The following is a 15134-nucleotide window of genomic DNA, read 5'->3' as shown; positions in this document are numbered from 1 at the left end:
AACGGTCCCGGGGATGACGGGGGGCTCTTGAGCGAGCCCCCCGTCAGGCCCGTCAGACCTCTTCGACGCTGCTCGGCTCACGCCGGGACAGGTCGATACCGAGCTCCTCCGCCGCGCGGAAGACGTCCTCGTCGGTGTCGCGCATCTCGATGGACATGCCGTCCGAGGACAGCACCTCCACGTTGAGGCAGAGCGACTGCATTTCCTTGATGAGCACCTTGAAGGACTCGGGAATGCCCGGCTCGGGGATGTTCTCGCCCTTGACGATGGCCTCGTAGACCTTCACGCGGCCGGTGACGTCGTCGGACTTGATGGTCAGCAGCTCCTGGAGGGCGTAAGCGGCGCCATAAGCCTCGAGCGCCCACACCTCCATCTCACCGAAGCGCTGGCCACCGAACTGCGCCTTACCACCCAGCGGCTGCTGCGTGATCATCGAGTACGGACCGGTCGACCGCGCGTGGAGCTTGTCGTCGACCAGGTGGTGGAGCTTGAGGATGTACATGTACCCGACCGAGATCGGGTCCGGGAACGGCTCGCCGGAGCGGCCGTCGAACAGACGCGCCTTGCCGGACGGGAGGACCAGGCGGTCACCGTCGCGGTTCGGGATGGTGTGCTCGAACAGGCCGGCGAGCTCGTCCTCGCGGGCACCGTCGAACACCGGGGTGGCGACGTTGGTGCCGGGCTCGACGCGGTCGGCGCCGATGGCCTTCAGTCGCTCGGCCCACTCCTCCGCGAGGCCGGAGACGTCCCAGCCGCGGCTGGCGAGCCAGCCGAGGTGGATCTCCAGGACCTGTCCCGGGTTCATTCGGGACGGGACACCCAGCGGGTTCAGGATGATGTCGACCGGCGTGCCGTCCTCAAGGAAGGGCATGTCCTCGATCGGAAGGATCTTGGAGATGACACCCTTGTTGCCGTGGCGGCCGGCGAGCTTGTCACCGTCGGTGATCTTGCGCTTCTGGGCGACGTAGACGCGGACCAGCTGGTTCACGCCCGGAGGAAGCTCGTCGCCCTCCTCGCGGTCGAAGACGCGGACACCGATGACCTTGCCGATCTCACCGTGAGGGACCTTGAGCGAGGTGTCACGCACCTCGCGGGCCTTCTCACCGAAGATCGCGCGGAGCAGGCGCTCCTCGGGGGTCAGCTCGGTCTCACCCTTGGGCGTGACCTTGCCGACGAGGATGTCGCCGGCGACGACGTCCGCACCGATGCGGATGATGCCGCGCTCGTCGAGGTCGGCGAGGACCTCCTCGGAGACGTTCGGGATGTCCCGGGTGATCTCCTCGGGGCCCAGCTTGGTGTCACGGGCGTCGACCTCGTGCTCCTCGATGTGGATCGAGGAGAGGACGTCGTCCTGTACGAGGCGCTGCGACAGGATGATCGCGTCCTCGTAGTTGTGGCCTTCCCACGGCATGAACGCGACGAGCAGGTTCTTGCCGAGGGCCATTTCGCCCTCTTCGGTGGCCGGGCCGTCGGCGAGGACCTGGGCCTCGACGATCCGGTCACCCTCGTTGACGATGACCTTCTGGTTGACCGAGGTGCCCTGGTTCGAGCGGGAGAACTTGGCGACGCGGTACGTGGTGTACGTGCCGTCGTCGTTGGCGACGGTGATGTAGTCGGCCGAGACCTCCTGGACGACACCGTCCTTCTCCGCCTTGATCGAGTCGCCGGCGTCGACCGCACAGCGGTACTCCATGCCGGTGCCGACGAGCGGGGCCTCCGCCTTGATGAGCGGAACGGCCTGGCGCATCATGTTCGCGCCCATGAGGGCGCGGTTGGCGTCGTCGTGCTCGAGGAAGGGGATCATCGCGGTCGCGACGGACACCATCTGGCGCGGGGAGACGTCCATGTAGTCGACGTCGTCGCCGGCGATGTAGTCGATCTCGCCGCCACGACGGCGGACCAGTACGCGGTTCTCGGTGAAGCGCATCTCGTCGTTCAGGCCGGCGTTGGCCTGGGCGATCACGAAGCGGTCTTCCTCGTCCGCGGTCAGGTAGTCGACGTCGTCGGTGACGACGCCCTCGACGACCTTGCGGTACGGGGTCTCCACGAAGCCGAACGCGTTGACGCGGCCGTAGGAGGCGAGCGAGCCGATCAGACCGATGTTCGGGCCTTCAGGGGTCTCGATCGGGCACATGCGGCCGTAGTGCGACGGGTGCACGTCACGGACCTCGAAGCCGGCCCGCTCACGGGACAGACCACCGGGACCCAGAGCCGAGAGACGACGCTTGTGCGTCAGACCCGACAGCGGGTTGTTCTGGTCCATGAACTGCGACAGCTGGCTGGTGCCGAAGAACTCCTTGATGGAGGCGACGACCGGCCGGATGTTGATCAGGGTCTGCGGCGTGATCGCCTCGACGTCCTGCGTGGTCATGCGCTCGCGGACGACGCGCTCCATACGAGCCAGACCCGTGCGGACCTGGTTCTGGATGAGCTCGCCGACGTTGCGCAGACGACGGTTGCCGAAGTGGTCGATGTCGTCGGTCTCGACGACGATCGAACGGCCCGACTCACCGGTGGTCTCGGTCTCGCCCGCGTGGAGCTTCACGAGGTACTTGATCGTCGCGATGATGTCGTCGGTGGTGAGCACACCGGCGTCCAGCGGCTCATCGGCGCCGAGCTTCTTGTTCACCTTGTAGCGGCCGACCTTGGCGAGGTCGTAGCGCTTCGGGTTGAAGTAGAGGTTCTCGAGCAGCGTCTGAGCGGCCTCGCGGGTCGGCGGCTCGCCCGGGCGCAGCTTGCGGTAGATGTCGAGCAGCGCGTCGTCCTGGCCCTGGGTGTGGTCCTTCTCCAGGGTGGCGCGCATGGACTCGTACTCGCCGAACTCCTCGAGGATCTGCTCGGTGGTCCAGCCGAGAGCCTTCAGGAGGACGGTGACGGACTGCTTGCGCTTGCGGTCGATGCGGACACCGACCATGTCGCGCTTGTCGACCTCCATCTCCAGCCAGGCACCCCGGGACGGGATGATCTTGGCGGAGAAGATGTCCTTGTCGGACGTCTTGTCGATGGAGGAGTCGAAGTAGACACCGGGGGAACGGACGAGCTGCGACACGACGACACGCTCGGTGCCGTTGATGACGAAGGTGCCCTTGTTGGTCATGAGCGGGAAGTCGCCCATGAAGACCGTCTGAGACTTGATCTCACCGGTCTCGTTGTTCGTAAACTCGGCCGTGACGAAGAGCGGCGCCGCGTACGTGAAGTCGCGCTCCTTGCACTCGTCGACGGAGTTCTTCGCCGGCTCAAACCGGTGGTCGCGGAACGTCAGCGACATCGAACCGGAGAAGTCCTCGATCGGCGAGATCTCCTCGAAGATCTCTTCCAGACCGGACTTGGTGGGAACGTCCTGTCCACTCTCGAGCGCCGACTCGACGCGAGACTTCCAGGCTGCATTGCCGAGCAGCCAGTCAAAGCTCTCGGTCTGCAGCGCCAGGAGGTTCGGAACCTCGAGGGGCTCCTTGATCTTTGCAAAGGAGATGCGCAGCGGGGCGGTGCTGGCACCGGTGTTCGTATTGGTCGAGGCGTTGCGCGAGGCGGCCAAGAGGGGGTCCTTCCGAGGGCTCGGACTCACTACGCGCGTACCGGTCCCAGCTGACACAGAAGACGTCCCGCCTGATTCGGTCGAAAAGACCTGGTCAGGGCGTATCGATCAAGTGTGCTCGAGCGTGGGCATGCCCCTGGCGACGGGCAGGGGGCAGCTAACAGGCAGCGCAAAGGGTCAGTGTAGCCACTTGGCTCACTGATGTCCAGACCAGGTTTCCGGAAACCGGCAACAGGCCTTCCCCATGTCGTTTAAACCAACCCTGCAACCCAGCAACCCTGCGTCCAACACGCGCCCCTCATGGGCTCTCGCACACAGAGCGCGTATCAGTACTGCCCTCTTCGTAGTCGATCCATGCCTCGGATCGTCGATCCGTGCCTCGGATCTCGGACCGAGCCGATCGATCCCACAACGGGACTGAGAATTGCGCGCCGCGTGCCGTTCGTCAAGGCCCCCTGCTCCGTGCGGATCAGCTCAGGACCCGGCCGCGGGGCAACGATGATCACCCTACTCCCCAACGAGACCAGGGCAAGTCAGGCACTGCGGGTACGCCAAAGGGCGACCACCCTTACGGGTGATCGCCCTTGGTTGGGGCCTCAGGAGGGCCCCAGAGGTGTTACTTGACCTCGACGGCCGCACCGGCGCCCTTGAGGGCCTCGGCGGCCTTCTCGGCGGCGTCCTTGGCGACCTTCTCGAGGACGGGCTTCGGCGCACCGTCGACGAGGTCCTTGGCCTCCTTCAGACCCAGGGAGGTCAGCTCGCGCACGACCTTGATGACCTGGATCTTCTTGTCGCCCGCACCGGTGAGGATGACGTCGAACTCGTCCTTCTCCTCCTCGGCCTCGGCAACGGCACCCGGGCCGGCCGGGCCGGCAACGGCGACGGCCGCGGCGGCGGTGACGTCGAACTTCTCCTCGAAGGCCTTCACGAACTCGGAGAGCTCGATGAGGGTCATCTCCTCGAACTGGGCGAGGAGGTCGTCCTGAGAGAGCTTCGCCATGATGGGCGATCCTTCCACTAATTCGGCAGGTGCCGGATGTATATAGAGGCGGGCGTAACGGCCCGCTACGACCCACGCACTAGGCGGCGTGGATCAGTGCGCGAGCCGAATTACTCGGCACCGCCCTGCTCGGCGAGCTTGACGCGAAGCGCTTCCGCGGTGCGGACGAACTTCGACGGCAGCGCCTGGAAGAGCGAGGCAGCCTGAGACTGCTTGCCCTTGAACGCGCCGGCCAGCTTGCTGAGCAGAACCTCGCGGGACTCGAGGTCCGCAAGCTTCTTGATCTCATCGGCGGTGAGCGCCTTACCATCAAGGACACCCGCCTTGATGATGAGGTTCGGGTTGTCCTTGGCGAAGTCACGCAGGCTCTTCGCCGACTCCACCGGGTCACCGGTGATGAAGGCGACCGCGGTCGGACCAGCGAAGTGCTCGTCCAGCGCGGTGATCCCGGCCTGGTTGGCCGCAATCTTGGTCAGCGTGTTCTTCACCACGGCGTACTGGGCGTTCTCACCGAGAGAGCGACGCAGCGTCTTGAGCTGCGCGACGGTGAGACCCCGGTACTCGGTCAGCACGGCGGCGTTCGAGCTCTGGAACGCGTCCTTGAGCTCGGCTACCGATGCAGCCTTGTTGGGCGTCGGCATGGTGCGTTCGCCTCCTTCCGGGTGATGAGGACCGCTCAGAAGGGGCTGACATACGAAACGCCCCGGCGCAGGCGCCAGGGCGTAGCTCAACCGGAATGACATTCCGGGAACGTTCCAAGGTCACCTGCGCAGGACGTCCGCAATTGGCGGATCCTTCGGCCGCCGCACCCTCACGGGCACGACAACGACCAGCGGTCTTTGGCTTCTCCGGAAGAGTACGTGAACCGACCGAGCCAAGGCAAATCGCCTCGGAAGCACCCGAGAGCGCCCGGGATTCCCGGGCGCTCCCAGGGAAACTCAGGAGCCGCCGAGCCCGCCCAGCCCCGCGTCCTTCAGGGTCTGGTCGGCCCCCTTCAGCGTGTCGTCGACGCCCTTGAGCTTGTCGTCGATGCCCTTCATCACGTCGTCGAAGTCGGCCACCTGGTCGGCGGGCGGCGCGGTGACCGGGGCCGTCGTGCCGTAGCCGGAGAACTTCGCCGAGACCTTCGTCGTACCGTCCTTGGTGCCCTGCGCCGAGTCGACGCGGACGGGGTAGCCGTCCTTGCCGATCCACAGGTCCACGTCCAGGGTGGTGTACTCCTTCAGCGCCTCGTGGAGGTACTGCCGGTTCGCCGCTTCCATCACCTTGGTGGACTCGTCCGCCGCGAGCAGGTCGGCGTTGGTGAGGCTGCCCTTGAAGTGCTTGGCCTCCCCGCCGTCGATCTGCTCGGTGCCGACCAGCGTCAGCTTCTGCTGGCCCAGGAGCACGGCGAGGTAGTCGGCCGGGTCGTCGTTGAACCGGGAGCGGGGCTTGCCGTCCTTGTTCAGGTTCATCTTCATCCAGGACTTGCCCTCCAGGGGCTTGTCCGAGTGGGTGTAGATGACATCGCCGATCATGATCTGGTTGGCGCCGTCGCCCTTGGCGTCGATGCCGGTGCTCGACGGGTACCAGCCCTTCGTGCCCGAGAGCTGTTCGGCCTTGCCGCTGCTCGGGGTGATGGTCATCTCGTACTTGGCGAACTTGGCGGCCGCCGTCTTCACGTAGGACGCCTTCACCGCGTCCGCCGGCGTCTCGGCCTTCGCCGCCGTCTTGCCGTCGGCCTTGCCGTCCGTCTTGCCGTCGGCCTTGTCGCTCCCGCAGGCGGTGAGGCCGCCCACGAGCAGTGCGGCCCCCGCCGCCGCGATGCCGGCCCGGGTCAGTACGGCCGTGTTCATTGGTGCTCCCCCATGGATGGTTCTGGTGGTTCTGGTGGTTCTGGTGTTGCGAAAGGCCCCGCGGCCGGTCAGGCCCCTGCCCCGGCGCCCGCGGCGCCGAGCTCCTTGAGCTTCCCGAAGAGGTCGAGCGTCTCGTTCTCGGGCGGGGTCTGGACGGTCGCCGTGGTGGCGTAGTCCGAGTACCGGGCGTCCAGGTCGACGGAGCCTTCGGGGGCCCCGATGCTCACCTTCATGCGGGCCGGGTAGCCGTCCTTGTTCACCCAGACGTCCATGTCGTAGCCCTTGATGCCGGCCTTCTTCATGGCCTCGGTGAGCTTCGCGCGGTCGGCCTCGGGCAGGGCCCTGGAGCCCTCGTTCGCGGCGAGCATCTCCGCGAAGCTCAGGGTGCCCTTGTAGTGCTGGGTGTCGGCGCCCTCGACCTTCTCGGAGCCGACGAGCTTCACGTTCGGCGAGGCGAGCAGCAGGGCGAGCTGCTTGGCGGGGTCCTGGCCCTGGTCCATCCCGGTCACACCGCCCATGCCGCCCATGCCGCCGAGCCGCTTCAGCGCCTCGGCGTCTGCCGAGCCCTCGGCCGCGGCCTTCATGTCGAGCTTCATCCAGCGCTTGCCGTCCATGGCCGCGGACAGCGGGGAGTCGGTCGGCATCTCCATGTACATGACGTCCTTGGACATGACCACGCGCATGGAGTCGATGCCGGTGGTCCCGAGCCCGCCCTTCATGGTGATGTCCATGACCTGCGGGTCCCACCCCTGGATGCCCGTCATCTCGATGCCCTCGCCGCCGAGCCCGCCGGACATCTTCATGGTCATGCGCACCTTGGCCGACTTGGCGGCCGAGGTCTTCTGGTAGGCCGCGGTGAGGGCCTCGGTGGCCGAACCGCCCGCCACGGGCGCGCTGGGCTGCGCGGACGAGGCGCCGGCAGCCTTGCCGGAACCGTCCTTCTTGCCGTTCTCGCACGCCGTGGCCCCACCCACGAGCAGCACGGCTGCCAGCGTCGCGCCGGCGGCCTTCCTCCGGTACGCAGCACGGTATGCAGACATAGAGATCCCCACCCCTGTGTGATCGTTCGCTTTCACACCGACCCTACGTTCCCCCGTCCGGCCGCCGCGCGCCGGTTACCGCCCAGTTCGGCACATGTGGCCCGAAACACGGAAAACGGGCCCCTCGCCGCCCTGTGAAGGGGGCGAGGGGCCCGTTTCAGCCACTCAGGTGAGCCGGGGGCTCAGCGGAGCTCAGACAGCGGCCGGGTCTTCCTCGACGAGGAGGTTCCGGGTGCGGTTCGAGTCCAGCTGGATGCCGGGGCCCATCGTGGTGCTCAGGGCGGCCTTCTTGACGTAGCGGCCCTTCGCGGCGGACGGCTTCAGACGAAGGATCTCGTCCAGGGCCGCACCGTAGTTCTCGACCAGCTGCTCATCGGTGAAGGAGACCTTGCCGATGATGAAGTGCAGGTTCGAGTGCTTGTCGACACGGAACTCGATCTTGCCACCCTTGATCTCGGTGACAGCCTTGGCAACGTCCATGGTGACGGTGCCGGTCTTCGGGTTCGGCATCAGGCCACGGGGACCGAGCACGCGGCCGAGGCGGCCGACCTTGCCCATGAGGTCCGGAGTGGCGACAACCGCGTCGAACTCGTTCAGGCGGTTGCCCTTGGCGATCTCGTTGATCAGCTCGTCGTCGCCGACGATGTCGGCGCCGGCGGCTTCCGCGGCCGCAGCACGGTCACCGGTCGCGAAGACCAGGACCCGGGCGGTCTTACCGGTGCCGTGCGGGAGGTTCACGGTGCCACGGACCATCTGGTCGGCCTTGCGCGGGTCGACACCCAGGCGGAAGGCGACCTCGACGGTGGCGTCGAACTTGGTCGTGGAGGTCTCCTTGGCGAGACGGACGGCCTCGAGCGGGGCGTACAGCTTCTCCCGGTCGACCTTGGCGTCCGCAGCGCGGAGAGTCTTGCTGCGCTTCACTTCTGCTCCTGTATTTCGGCTTCAGGCATGGAGTCGTGGTGCGGACCAGCGCTTGGTCCTACCACTGGTGGTGCTGGGGGGTGGCTGGATCAGCCTTCGACCGTGACGCCCATCGAGCGCGCGGTGCCGGCGATGATCTTCATCGCGGCGTCGACGTCGTTGGCGTTGAGGTCGGGCATCTTCAGCTCGGCGATCTCGCGGACCTGGGCGCCGGTGAGCTTGGCGACCTTGGTCTTGTGGGGCTCGCCGGAGCCCTTCTCGATGCCCGCGGCCTTCAGGATGAGGCGCGCGGCCGGCGGAGTCTTGGTGATGAAGGTGAAGGTGCGGTCCTCGTAGACCGTGATCTCCACCGGCACGACCATGCCACGCTGCGACTCGGTCGCGGCGTTGTAGGCCTTGCAGAACTCCATGATGTTGACGCCGTGCTGACCGAGCGCGGGGCCGACCGGCGGAGCCGGGTTGGCCGCACCGGCCTTGATCTGGAGCTTGATAAGCCCCGTGACCTTCTTCTTCTTGGGAGGCATTGCTCTCTCCGGGTCCTAGTGAGAGTTTTTCGCCGCCAATCCGGTCATCCGGATGGAGGCATACCGCACCACGATAACGGGTATCGGAGCGGGGCTAAAAACCGAGCAGGTCAGACCGCCCTTCACGGGGCGATCTGACCTGTCCGGAAGCGTTGGCTCAGAAGATCGTCAGTTCTTCTGGATCTGGTCGAAGCTGAGCTCGACCGGGGTCTCGCGACCGAAGATCTCGACGAGGCCCTTGACCTTCTTCGAGTCCGGGTTGATCTCGTTGATGGTCGCCTGCAGCGTCGCGAACGGGCCGTCGGTGACGGTGACCGAGTCGCCGACCTCGAAGTCGAGGACCTCGATGGTGCGCTTGACCGCGGGGGCCGGCAGACCGGCTTCCTCGGCGGCCTGCTTGGCGGCCTTCTCCTGCGCCTCCGGGGCGAGCATCTTGACGATCTCGTCCAGCGTCAGCGGGTACGGGTCGTACGCGTTGCCGACGAAGCCGGTGACACCGGGGGTGTTGCGGACGACGCCCCAGGACTCGTTCGTCAGATCCATGCGGACGAGAACGTAACCGGGCAGCTTGTTCTGCCGGACGTTCTTGCGCTCGCCGTTCTTGATCTGGACGATCTCTTCCTCGGGCACTTCGGCCTGGTAGATGAACTCCTCGACGTTCAGCGAGACGGCGCGCTGCTCCAGGTTGGCCTTCACGCGCTTCTCGTAGCCCGCGTAGGTGTGGATCACGTACCACTCGCCGGGCAGGAGGCGCAGTTCGTCGCGCAGGGCCTGGATGGGGTCGACGGGCTCGGCGTCGGCGGCCTCCTCGGCCTCCTCCGCGTCCTCGTCGGCCTCGACCTCGGCGGCCTCGGCGGTGACGGCTTCCTCGTCGGCGTCCTCGCCGGCCTCTGCGTCGTCCGCGACCTCGTCAGCCTCGTCCTCGACGTGGAGCGCGGCCTCTTCGGCGGCGACACCGGCCTCGGCGTCGGCCAGCTCGGCCTCGTCGGGGTCCACAGCGTCTGCCGCCTCGACGATGTCGAGCGCGTCCTCGACGGACTCGACGGAGTCGGGGCTCGCGTTCAGGTTCGGGTCAGACACGGTGGCTGCTTCTTCCTGGATACAAAAGGTGGTCGAACATGCGAAAACGGGCGGCAGCCATCAAGGCGCCGCCCTCCGCGGGGATCAGCCGAAGACGAACTTGATGGCTTCCTGGAACCCATAGTCAATCACGGTCACCAGACCGATCATGATGACGACGAAGACAATCACCACGGTGGTGTACGTCGTGAGCTGATTGCGCGTCGGCCAGACGACCTTGCGGAGTTCCGCGATGATCTGGCGGTAGAACAGCGCGAGCCGACCCAGAGGACCCTTCTTCCCGCGCTTGCCGCCCTTGCGGGCCTTCTTCTCGCGGGTGTCATCCTCGGCGTCAGGCATGTCGATGGAGCCCAGGGCGTCCGTCACGTCTCTCACCTGAATCCGGGTCGTGGCCGTAGCCGCGCCCGGTTGCGCCGCACGGCGTTGCATCGAAGTACGTACCTGCGCACACGTCCGAGAAGGAGTGTGGAGCAGGGCCGGAGGGACTCGAACCCCCAACCGCTGGTTTTGGAGACCAGTGCTCTACCAATTGAGCTACGACCCTTTGTTGCGTCCCCCAACCTACCGCATCCAGACGGGTGCACGGAGTGCTCGCGCTCTGGAGTGACCGGCAGGGGCCAACGACAGGTGAGTGTACGTGGTCCTGGACCTGACGTCGAACAGAGCGCATTCCCAACTGGTCCGTCCGATGACTGAAACGGCGTGCGGGGCCTCTGAGGCGTCTGGGACGATTGGCCCCATGACCTCTGAAACGCCTTCCAACGAGCGCCGCGTCTCCGCCCGCATCGGCGCCATTTCCGAGTCCGCCACCCTCGCCGTGGACGCCAAGGCCAAGGCCCTCAAGGCCGCCGGGCGCCCGGTGATCGGCTTCGGTGCCGGCGAGCCCGACTTCCCGACCCCCGACTACATCGTCGAGGCAGCGGTCGAGGCCTGCCGCAACCCGAAGTACCACCGCTACACGCCGGCCGGCGGCCTTCCCGAGCTGAAGACCGCGATCGCCGCGAAGACGCTGCGCGACTCGGGCTACGAGGTCGACGCGTCGCAGGTCCTGGTGACCAACGGCGGCAAGCAGGCGATCTACGAGGCGTTCGCCGCGATCCTGGACCCGGGTGACGAGGTCATCGTCCCGGCTCCGTACTGGACCACCTACCCCGAGTCGATCCGCCTCGCCGGCGGTGTCCCGGTCGAGGTCGTCGCCGACGAGACCACCGGCTACCGCGTCTCCGTCGAGCAGCTCGAAGCCGCCCGCACCGAGCGCACCAAGGTCGTCCTGTTCGTCTCCCCGTCGAACCCGACCGGAGCCGTGTACTCCGAGGCCGACGCGGAGGCCATCGGCCGCTGGGCCGCCGACAAGGGCCTGTGGGTCCTGACCGACGAGATCTACGAGCACCTGGTCTACGGCGAGGCCAAGTTCGTCTCCCTGCCGGCGATCGTCCCCGAGCTCGCCGACAAGTGCATCATCGTCAACGGCGTGGCCAAGACGTACGCGATGACCGGCTGGCGCGTGGGCTGGATCATCGGCCCGAAGGACGTGGTGAAGGCCGCGACCAACCTGCAGTCGCACGCCACCTCCAACGTCTCCAACGTGGCCCAGGTCGCGGCGCTGGCCGCCGTCTCCGGCAACCTGGACGCCGTCCACGAGATGCGCACGGCCTTCGACCGCCGCCGCCAGCTGATCGTGCGGATGCTGAACGAGATCGACGGCGTGTTCTGCCCGACCCCCGAGGGCGCCTTCTACGCGTACCCGTCGGTCAAGGAGCTCCTCGGCAAGGAGATCCGCGGCAAGCGCCCGCAGACCTCCGTCGAGCTGGCCGCGCTGATCCTGGACGAGGCCGAGGTCGCGGTCGTCCCGGGCGAGGCCTTCGGCACCCCCGGCTACCTGCGCCTGTCGTACGCCCTGGGCGACGCCGACCTGGTCGAGGGCGTGTCCCGCATCCAGAAGCTCCTGGGCGAGGCCAAGGCCTAGAGCGGCCCGCGGCAAGTCTGAGCGGCGCAGCCCCACGGGGGTGGCGCCGCTCAGGTGTTCGGGGGCGCGGGTCCGGGCGGCGTCCGGCACCCCGGGCGGCCCCGCTCTCGCGTTCGGGCAAGCCCCCAATCGGTAAAACCCCCTCCCGCCGAGCGCGGCGGTACGGCAGGATCACCAGATGGAGCACGTACGCGATCTCACGCTTCTGCCGAAAGCCCACCTCCACCTGCACTTCACCGGGTCGATGCGCCCCTCGACCCTCCTGGAGCTCGCCGACAAGTACGGCGTGCGCCTCCCCGACGCGCTGACCGCCGGAGAGCCGCCCAAGCTCCGCGCCACCGACGAGCGCGGCTGGTTCCGCTTCCAGCGGCTGTACGACGCCGCCCGCTCCTGCCTCCGCGAGCCCGAGGACATCCGCCGCCTCGTGCGCGAGGCCGCCGAGGAGGACGTACGGGACGGCAGCGGCTGGCTGGAGATCCAGGTGGATCCCACCTCCTACGCCCCCCTGCTCGGCGGCATGATCCCGGCCGTCGAGATCATCCTGGACGCCGTCGACACGGCCTCCCGCGAGACCGGCCTCGGCATGCGGGTCCTGATCGCCGCCAACCGCATGAAGCACCCCCTCGACGCCCGCACCCTCGCCCGCCTGGCCGTCCGCTACGCCGACCGCGGCATCGTCGGCTTCGGGCTCTCCAACGACGAGCGCCGCGGCATGGCCCGCGATTTCGACCGGGCCTTCGCCATCGCCCGCGAGGGCGGCCTGCTCGCGGCACCGCACGGCGGCGAGCTCACCGGCCCCGCCTCCGTCCGGGACTGCCTGGACGATCTGCACGCCTCCCGCATCGGCCACGGTGTGCGGGCCGCCGAGGACCCCCGGCTGCTGAAGCGGCTCGCGGACCGGCAGATCACCTGCGAGGTCTGCCCGGCGTCGAACGTCGCACTCGGGGTCTACGAGCGGCCCGAGGACGTCCCGCTGCGCACCCTCTTCGAGGCCGGGGTGCCGATGGCGCTGGGCGCGGACGACCCGCTGCTGTTCGGGTCCCGGCTGGCGGCCCAGTACGAGATCGCCCGCCGCCACCACGGCTTCACGGACGCGGAGCTCGCCGAGCTGGCCCGGCAGTCGGTGCGCGGCAGCGCCGCGCCGGAGGACGTGCAGGACAAGCTGCTGGCCGGGATCGACCACTGGCTGGCCACCTGAGAATCGCGCCCGCCGCTCACCGCGTGAGCCGCAGGTCGCCCTCCCAGCAGTCGGCCCGTACCCGGTCGCCGTCGGGGAAGCCGATCTCCAGCTGCGTGCGCCCGGTCTCCGGCGCCGCGAACTCGGCCACGGTGGCGACCGTGTCCCCGAGGTGGCGCAGGAAGGGGTGGTCGCCGAGGTCCTCGCCGACCTCGATCCGGCCCCACTCCCCCATGTCGTACGGCTCGTGCGGCGGGGCGGATTCGACGATGAGGCACCAGTCCGATCCGGTGCTGATCCTCGTGGAGTCGCCCTCGCTGTCGATCAGCCAGACGTCGAGCGGCGCCTCGGAGCGTTCGCCCTCGTAGACGTGCCAGGACGCGACGATCCTGCTGATCGTGCGCCCCACCAGGCGGGTGGGGTCCGTACCGGCCCCGTGCAGTGGACAGAGCATGGCGGCCGGGACTCCTCAGATGCTGACGCCGACCGTCACCGGCTCGTTGACCAGGGTGACGCCGAAGGCCGCGTGGACGCCCGCGACGACCTCGCGGGCCAGGGCGAGGAGGTCCTCGGTGGTGGCCTCGCCCCGGTTGGTCAGCGCGAGGGTGTGCTTGGTGGAGATCCGGGCGGGGCCGGTTCCGTAACCCTTGGTGAAACCGGCCTTGTCGATCAGCCAGGCCGCGCTGGTCTTCGTACGGCCTTCGCCGGCGGGGTACGCGGGCGGGGCGGTCTCGGAGCCGAGCCGGTCCTGGACGCGGGTGAGGAAGGCGGCGTACGCCTCGTCGCTCAGGATCGGGTTGTGGAAGAAGGAGCCGGCCGACCAGGTGTCGTGGTCGGCGGGGTCGAGGACCATGCCCTTGCCGGCGCGCAGCCGCAGTACGGTCTCGCGGGCCCGCGCCGCCGGGACCCGGTCGCCGGCCTCGACGCCGAGGGCGCGGGCGGTCTCCGGGTACTTGATCGGCGCGGACAGGCCGCCCGCGTCCTCCAGGGCGAAGCGGACGCGCAGGACGACGTAGCGGTCGGGCTGGTCCTTGAAGGTGCTGTTGCGGTAGCGGAAAGCGCACTCGGCGGCGGTGAGGGTGACCGTCGCGCCGGTGTTGCGGTCGTACGCGACGACCTCGGTGACGGTGTCGCAGACCTCCTGGCCGTACGCCCCGACGTTCTGGATCGGGGTGGCACCGGCGGAGCCGGGGATCCCGGCGAGGCACTCGATGCCGGCCAGGCCCGCCCCGACGGTACGGGCGACGGCGTCGCTCCAGTTCTCGCCGGCGGCGAGCTCCAGCCGCGTGCCGTCGAGGTGGAAGCCGGTGGTCGCGATGCGCAGGGCGGTGCCCTCGAAGCCGCGGTCGCCGATGACCAGGTTGCTTCCGCCGCCGATGACGAGGAGCGGGGTGCCGCTCTCGTCCGCGGCGCGGACGGCTTCGACCACCTCGGCGTCGGTGGTCGCGGTGACCAGACGGGTGGCGGGGCCACCGAGACGGAAGGTGGTCAGGGGGGCGAGGGGGGCGTCGTGGAGTTCCTGCACGTGGACAAGAGTACGGTCCGTGCCCCTCGCATCCCTGCGGGGCCACGGACCGTACGTCACGAGCGGGCCGCCTCCTCGGCGAGCCGCTGTTCGGCTTCGGCCCAGCTGACCGGGAGGGCCGAGGCCGGGGCGGTCCAGAAGGTGAAGGTCGATTCCCGCATGAACGCGGCGGCTGCGCGGGAGCTGGAGCGGTGCGGCTCGCTGCGGGCGAAGCGGTACAGCGCCTCGCGGTCCTCCCAGGCGGAGAGGGTGAGGAAGGTCCGGCTGAGGACCCGGGCGCGGAGGGCGACGCCGTGGGCGCCGGGGGCCTTGCGGATCTGGAGGATGATGCCGGGCGACTTGAGGAAGAAGCGGAAGGCGCCGGCCAGGGTGCGGGTCTCGAAGCGGGAGGCCATGACGTGGACCTCGGCGTCGGGGGCGGGCGGGGCGGGCGTGGACCAGGGGACGTCGGGCATGGTGCGGGCTCCTTTCGGCGGGGCCGTTGCGGGCGGGCCGGGCGGGGCGGGCCGGGCGGTCGGCGGGTGGGCCGGG

Annotated in this window: 14 protein-coding genes and 1 tRNA gene; 2 read left to right on the top strand and 13 right to left on the bottom strand. The window is 68.3% G+C overall.

The features are described from left to right. Positions 1 to 52 precede the first annotated feature (52 nt). The 10 genes from rpoB to IF02_RS0107560 all read right to left on the bottom strand — a co-directional run bounded on the left by rpoB (position 53) and on the right by IF02_RS0107560 (position 10479). Positions 53 to 3535, bottom strand: coding sequence for a DNA-directed RNA polymerase subunit beta (rpoB, locus tag IF02_RS0107605; RefSeq protein WP_030154671.1), 3483 nt, complete (start codon positions 3533 to 3535; stop codon positions 53 to 55). A gap of 616 nt (positions 3536 to 4151) precedes the next feature. Next, complete coding sequence (gene rplL / locus IF02_RS0107600; protein ID WP_030154668.1) at positions 4152 to 4535, bottom strand: 50S ribosomal protein L7/L12; 384 nt, start codon at positions 4533 to 4535, stop codon at positions 4152 to 4154. Between the two features lie 110 nt (positions 4536 to 4645). Next, positions 4646 to 5176, bottom strand: a complete 531-nt coding sequence (rplJ, locus tag IF02_RS0107595) for a 50S ribosomal protein L10 (RefSeq protein ID WP_030008449.1) — start codon at positions 5174 to 5176, stop codon at positions 4646 to 4648. A 297-nt stretch (positions 5177 to 5473) separates the two neighbouring features. Then, a complete protein-coding gene (locus IF02_RS0107590; protein WP_030154666.1) occupies positions 5474 to 6370 on the bottom strand; it encodes a hypothetical protein in 897 nt (298 codons plus the stop codon). A gap of 68 nt (positions 6371 to 6438) precedes the next feature. Then, positions 6439 to 7353 carry a hypothetical protein gene (locus IF02_RS0107585; protein WP_324603759.1) on the bottom strand — a complete coding sequence of 305 codons (915 nt, stop codon included), beginning with the start codon at positions 7351 to 7353 and terminating at the stop codon, positions 6439 to 6441. A 249-nt stretch (positions 7354 to 7602) separates the two neighbouring features. Next, positions 7603 to 8331, bottom strand: a complete 729-nt coding sequence (gene rplA / locus IF02_RS0107580) for a 50S ribosomal protein L1 (RefSeq protein ID WP_030154662.1) — start codon at positions 8329 to 8331, stop codon at positions 7603 to 7605. An 89-nt stretch (positions 8332 to 8420) separates the two neighbouring features. Next, the gene (gene rplK, locus IF02_RS0107575) at positions 8421 to 8855 is read right to left on the bottom strand and encodes a 50S ribosomal protein L11 (RefSeq protein ID WP_030154660.1); all 435 of its coding nucleotides are present in this window, start codon (positions 8853 to 8855) and stop codon (positions 8421 to 8423) included. A 168-nt stretch (positions 8856 to 9023) separates the two neighbouring features. Next, positions 9024 to 9935, bottom strand: a complete 912-nt coding sequence (gene nusG / locus IF02_RS0107570) for a transcription termination/antitermination protein NusG (protein ID WP_030154655.1) — start codon at positions 9933 to 9935, stop codon at positions 9024 to 9026. 84 nt (positions 9936 to 10019) lie between these two features. After that, positions 10020 to 10301, bottom strand: a complete 282-nt coding sequence (secE, locus tag IF02_RS0107565) for a preprotein translocase subunit SecE (RefSeq protein ID WP_030154653.1) — start codon at positions 10299 to 10301, stop codon at positions 10020 to 10022. A 105-nt stretch (positions 10302 to 10406) separates the two neighbouring features. Next, positions 10407 to 10479 (bottom strand) — tRNA-Trp (locus IF02_RS0107560). A gap of 195 nt (positions 10480 to 10674) precedes the next feature. Between IF02_RS0107560 and IF02_RS0107555 the strand changes: the two genes are divergently transcribed. Both IF02_RS0107555 and IF02_RS0107550 read left to right on the top strand, forming a co-directional pair. Further along, positions 10675 to 11901, top strand: coding sequence for a pyridoxal phosphate-dependent aminotransferase (locus IF02_RS0107555; protein ID WP_030154651.1), 1227 nt, complete (start codon positions 10675 to 10677; stop codon positions 11899 to 11901). Between the two features lie 178 nt (positions 11902 to 12079). Beyond that, the gene (locus IF02_RS0107550; RefSeq protein ID WP_030154650.1) at positions 12080 to 13099 is read left to right on the top strand and encodes an adenosine deaminase; all 1020 of its coding nucleotides are present in this window, start codon (positions 12080 to 12082) and stop codon (positions 13097 to 13099) included. Between the two features lie 16 nt (positions 13100 to 13115). On the opposite strand, the gene IF02_RS0107545 is transcribed toward IF02_RS0107550, so the two are convergent. Genes IF02_RS0107545 through IF02_RS0107535 form a run of 3 tightly spaced genes read right to left on the bottom strand, consistent with a single transcriptional unit; the run spans position 13116 to position 15058 of the window. Continuing rightward, positions 13116 to 13532, bottom strand: a complete 417-nt coding sequence (locus IF02_RS0107545) for a hypothetical protein (protein ID WP_030154648.1) — start codon at positions 13530 to 13532, stop codon at positions 13116 to 13118. 15 nt (positions 13533 to 13547) lie between these two features. After that, on the bottom strand, positions 13548 to 14663 hold the full coding sequence (locus IF02_RS0107540) for a UDP-N-acetylmuramate dehydrogenase (protein ID WP_267880913.1): 1116 nt from the start codon (positions 14661 to 14663) through the stop codon (positions 13548 to 13550). Beyond that, positions 14660 to 15058 (bottom strand): DUF3291 domain-containing protein, encoded by a 399-nt coding sequence (locus IF02_RS0107535; RefSeq protein WP_030154646.1) that lies wholly within the window; start codon positions 15056 to 15058, stop codon positions 14660 to 14662. Before IF02_RS0107535 ends, IF02_RS0107540 begins: the two co-directional genes overlap by 4 nt. Positions 15059 to 15134 lie beyond the last annotated feature (76 nt).

The sequence above is a fragment of the Streptomyces sp. NRRL S-244 genome (assembly GCF_000717915.1).
Taxonomy (GTDB): Bacteria; Actinomycetota; Actinomycetes; order Streptomycetales; family Streptomycetaceae; genus Streptomyces.
This window is presented reverse-complemented; position numbering and strand designations above follow the sequence as displayed.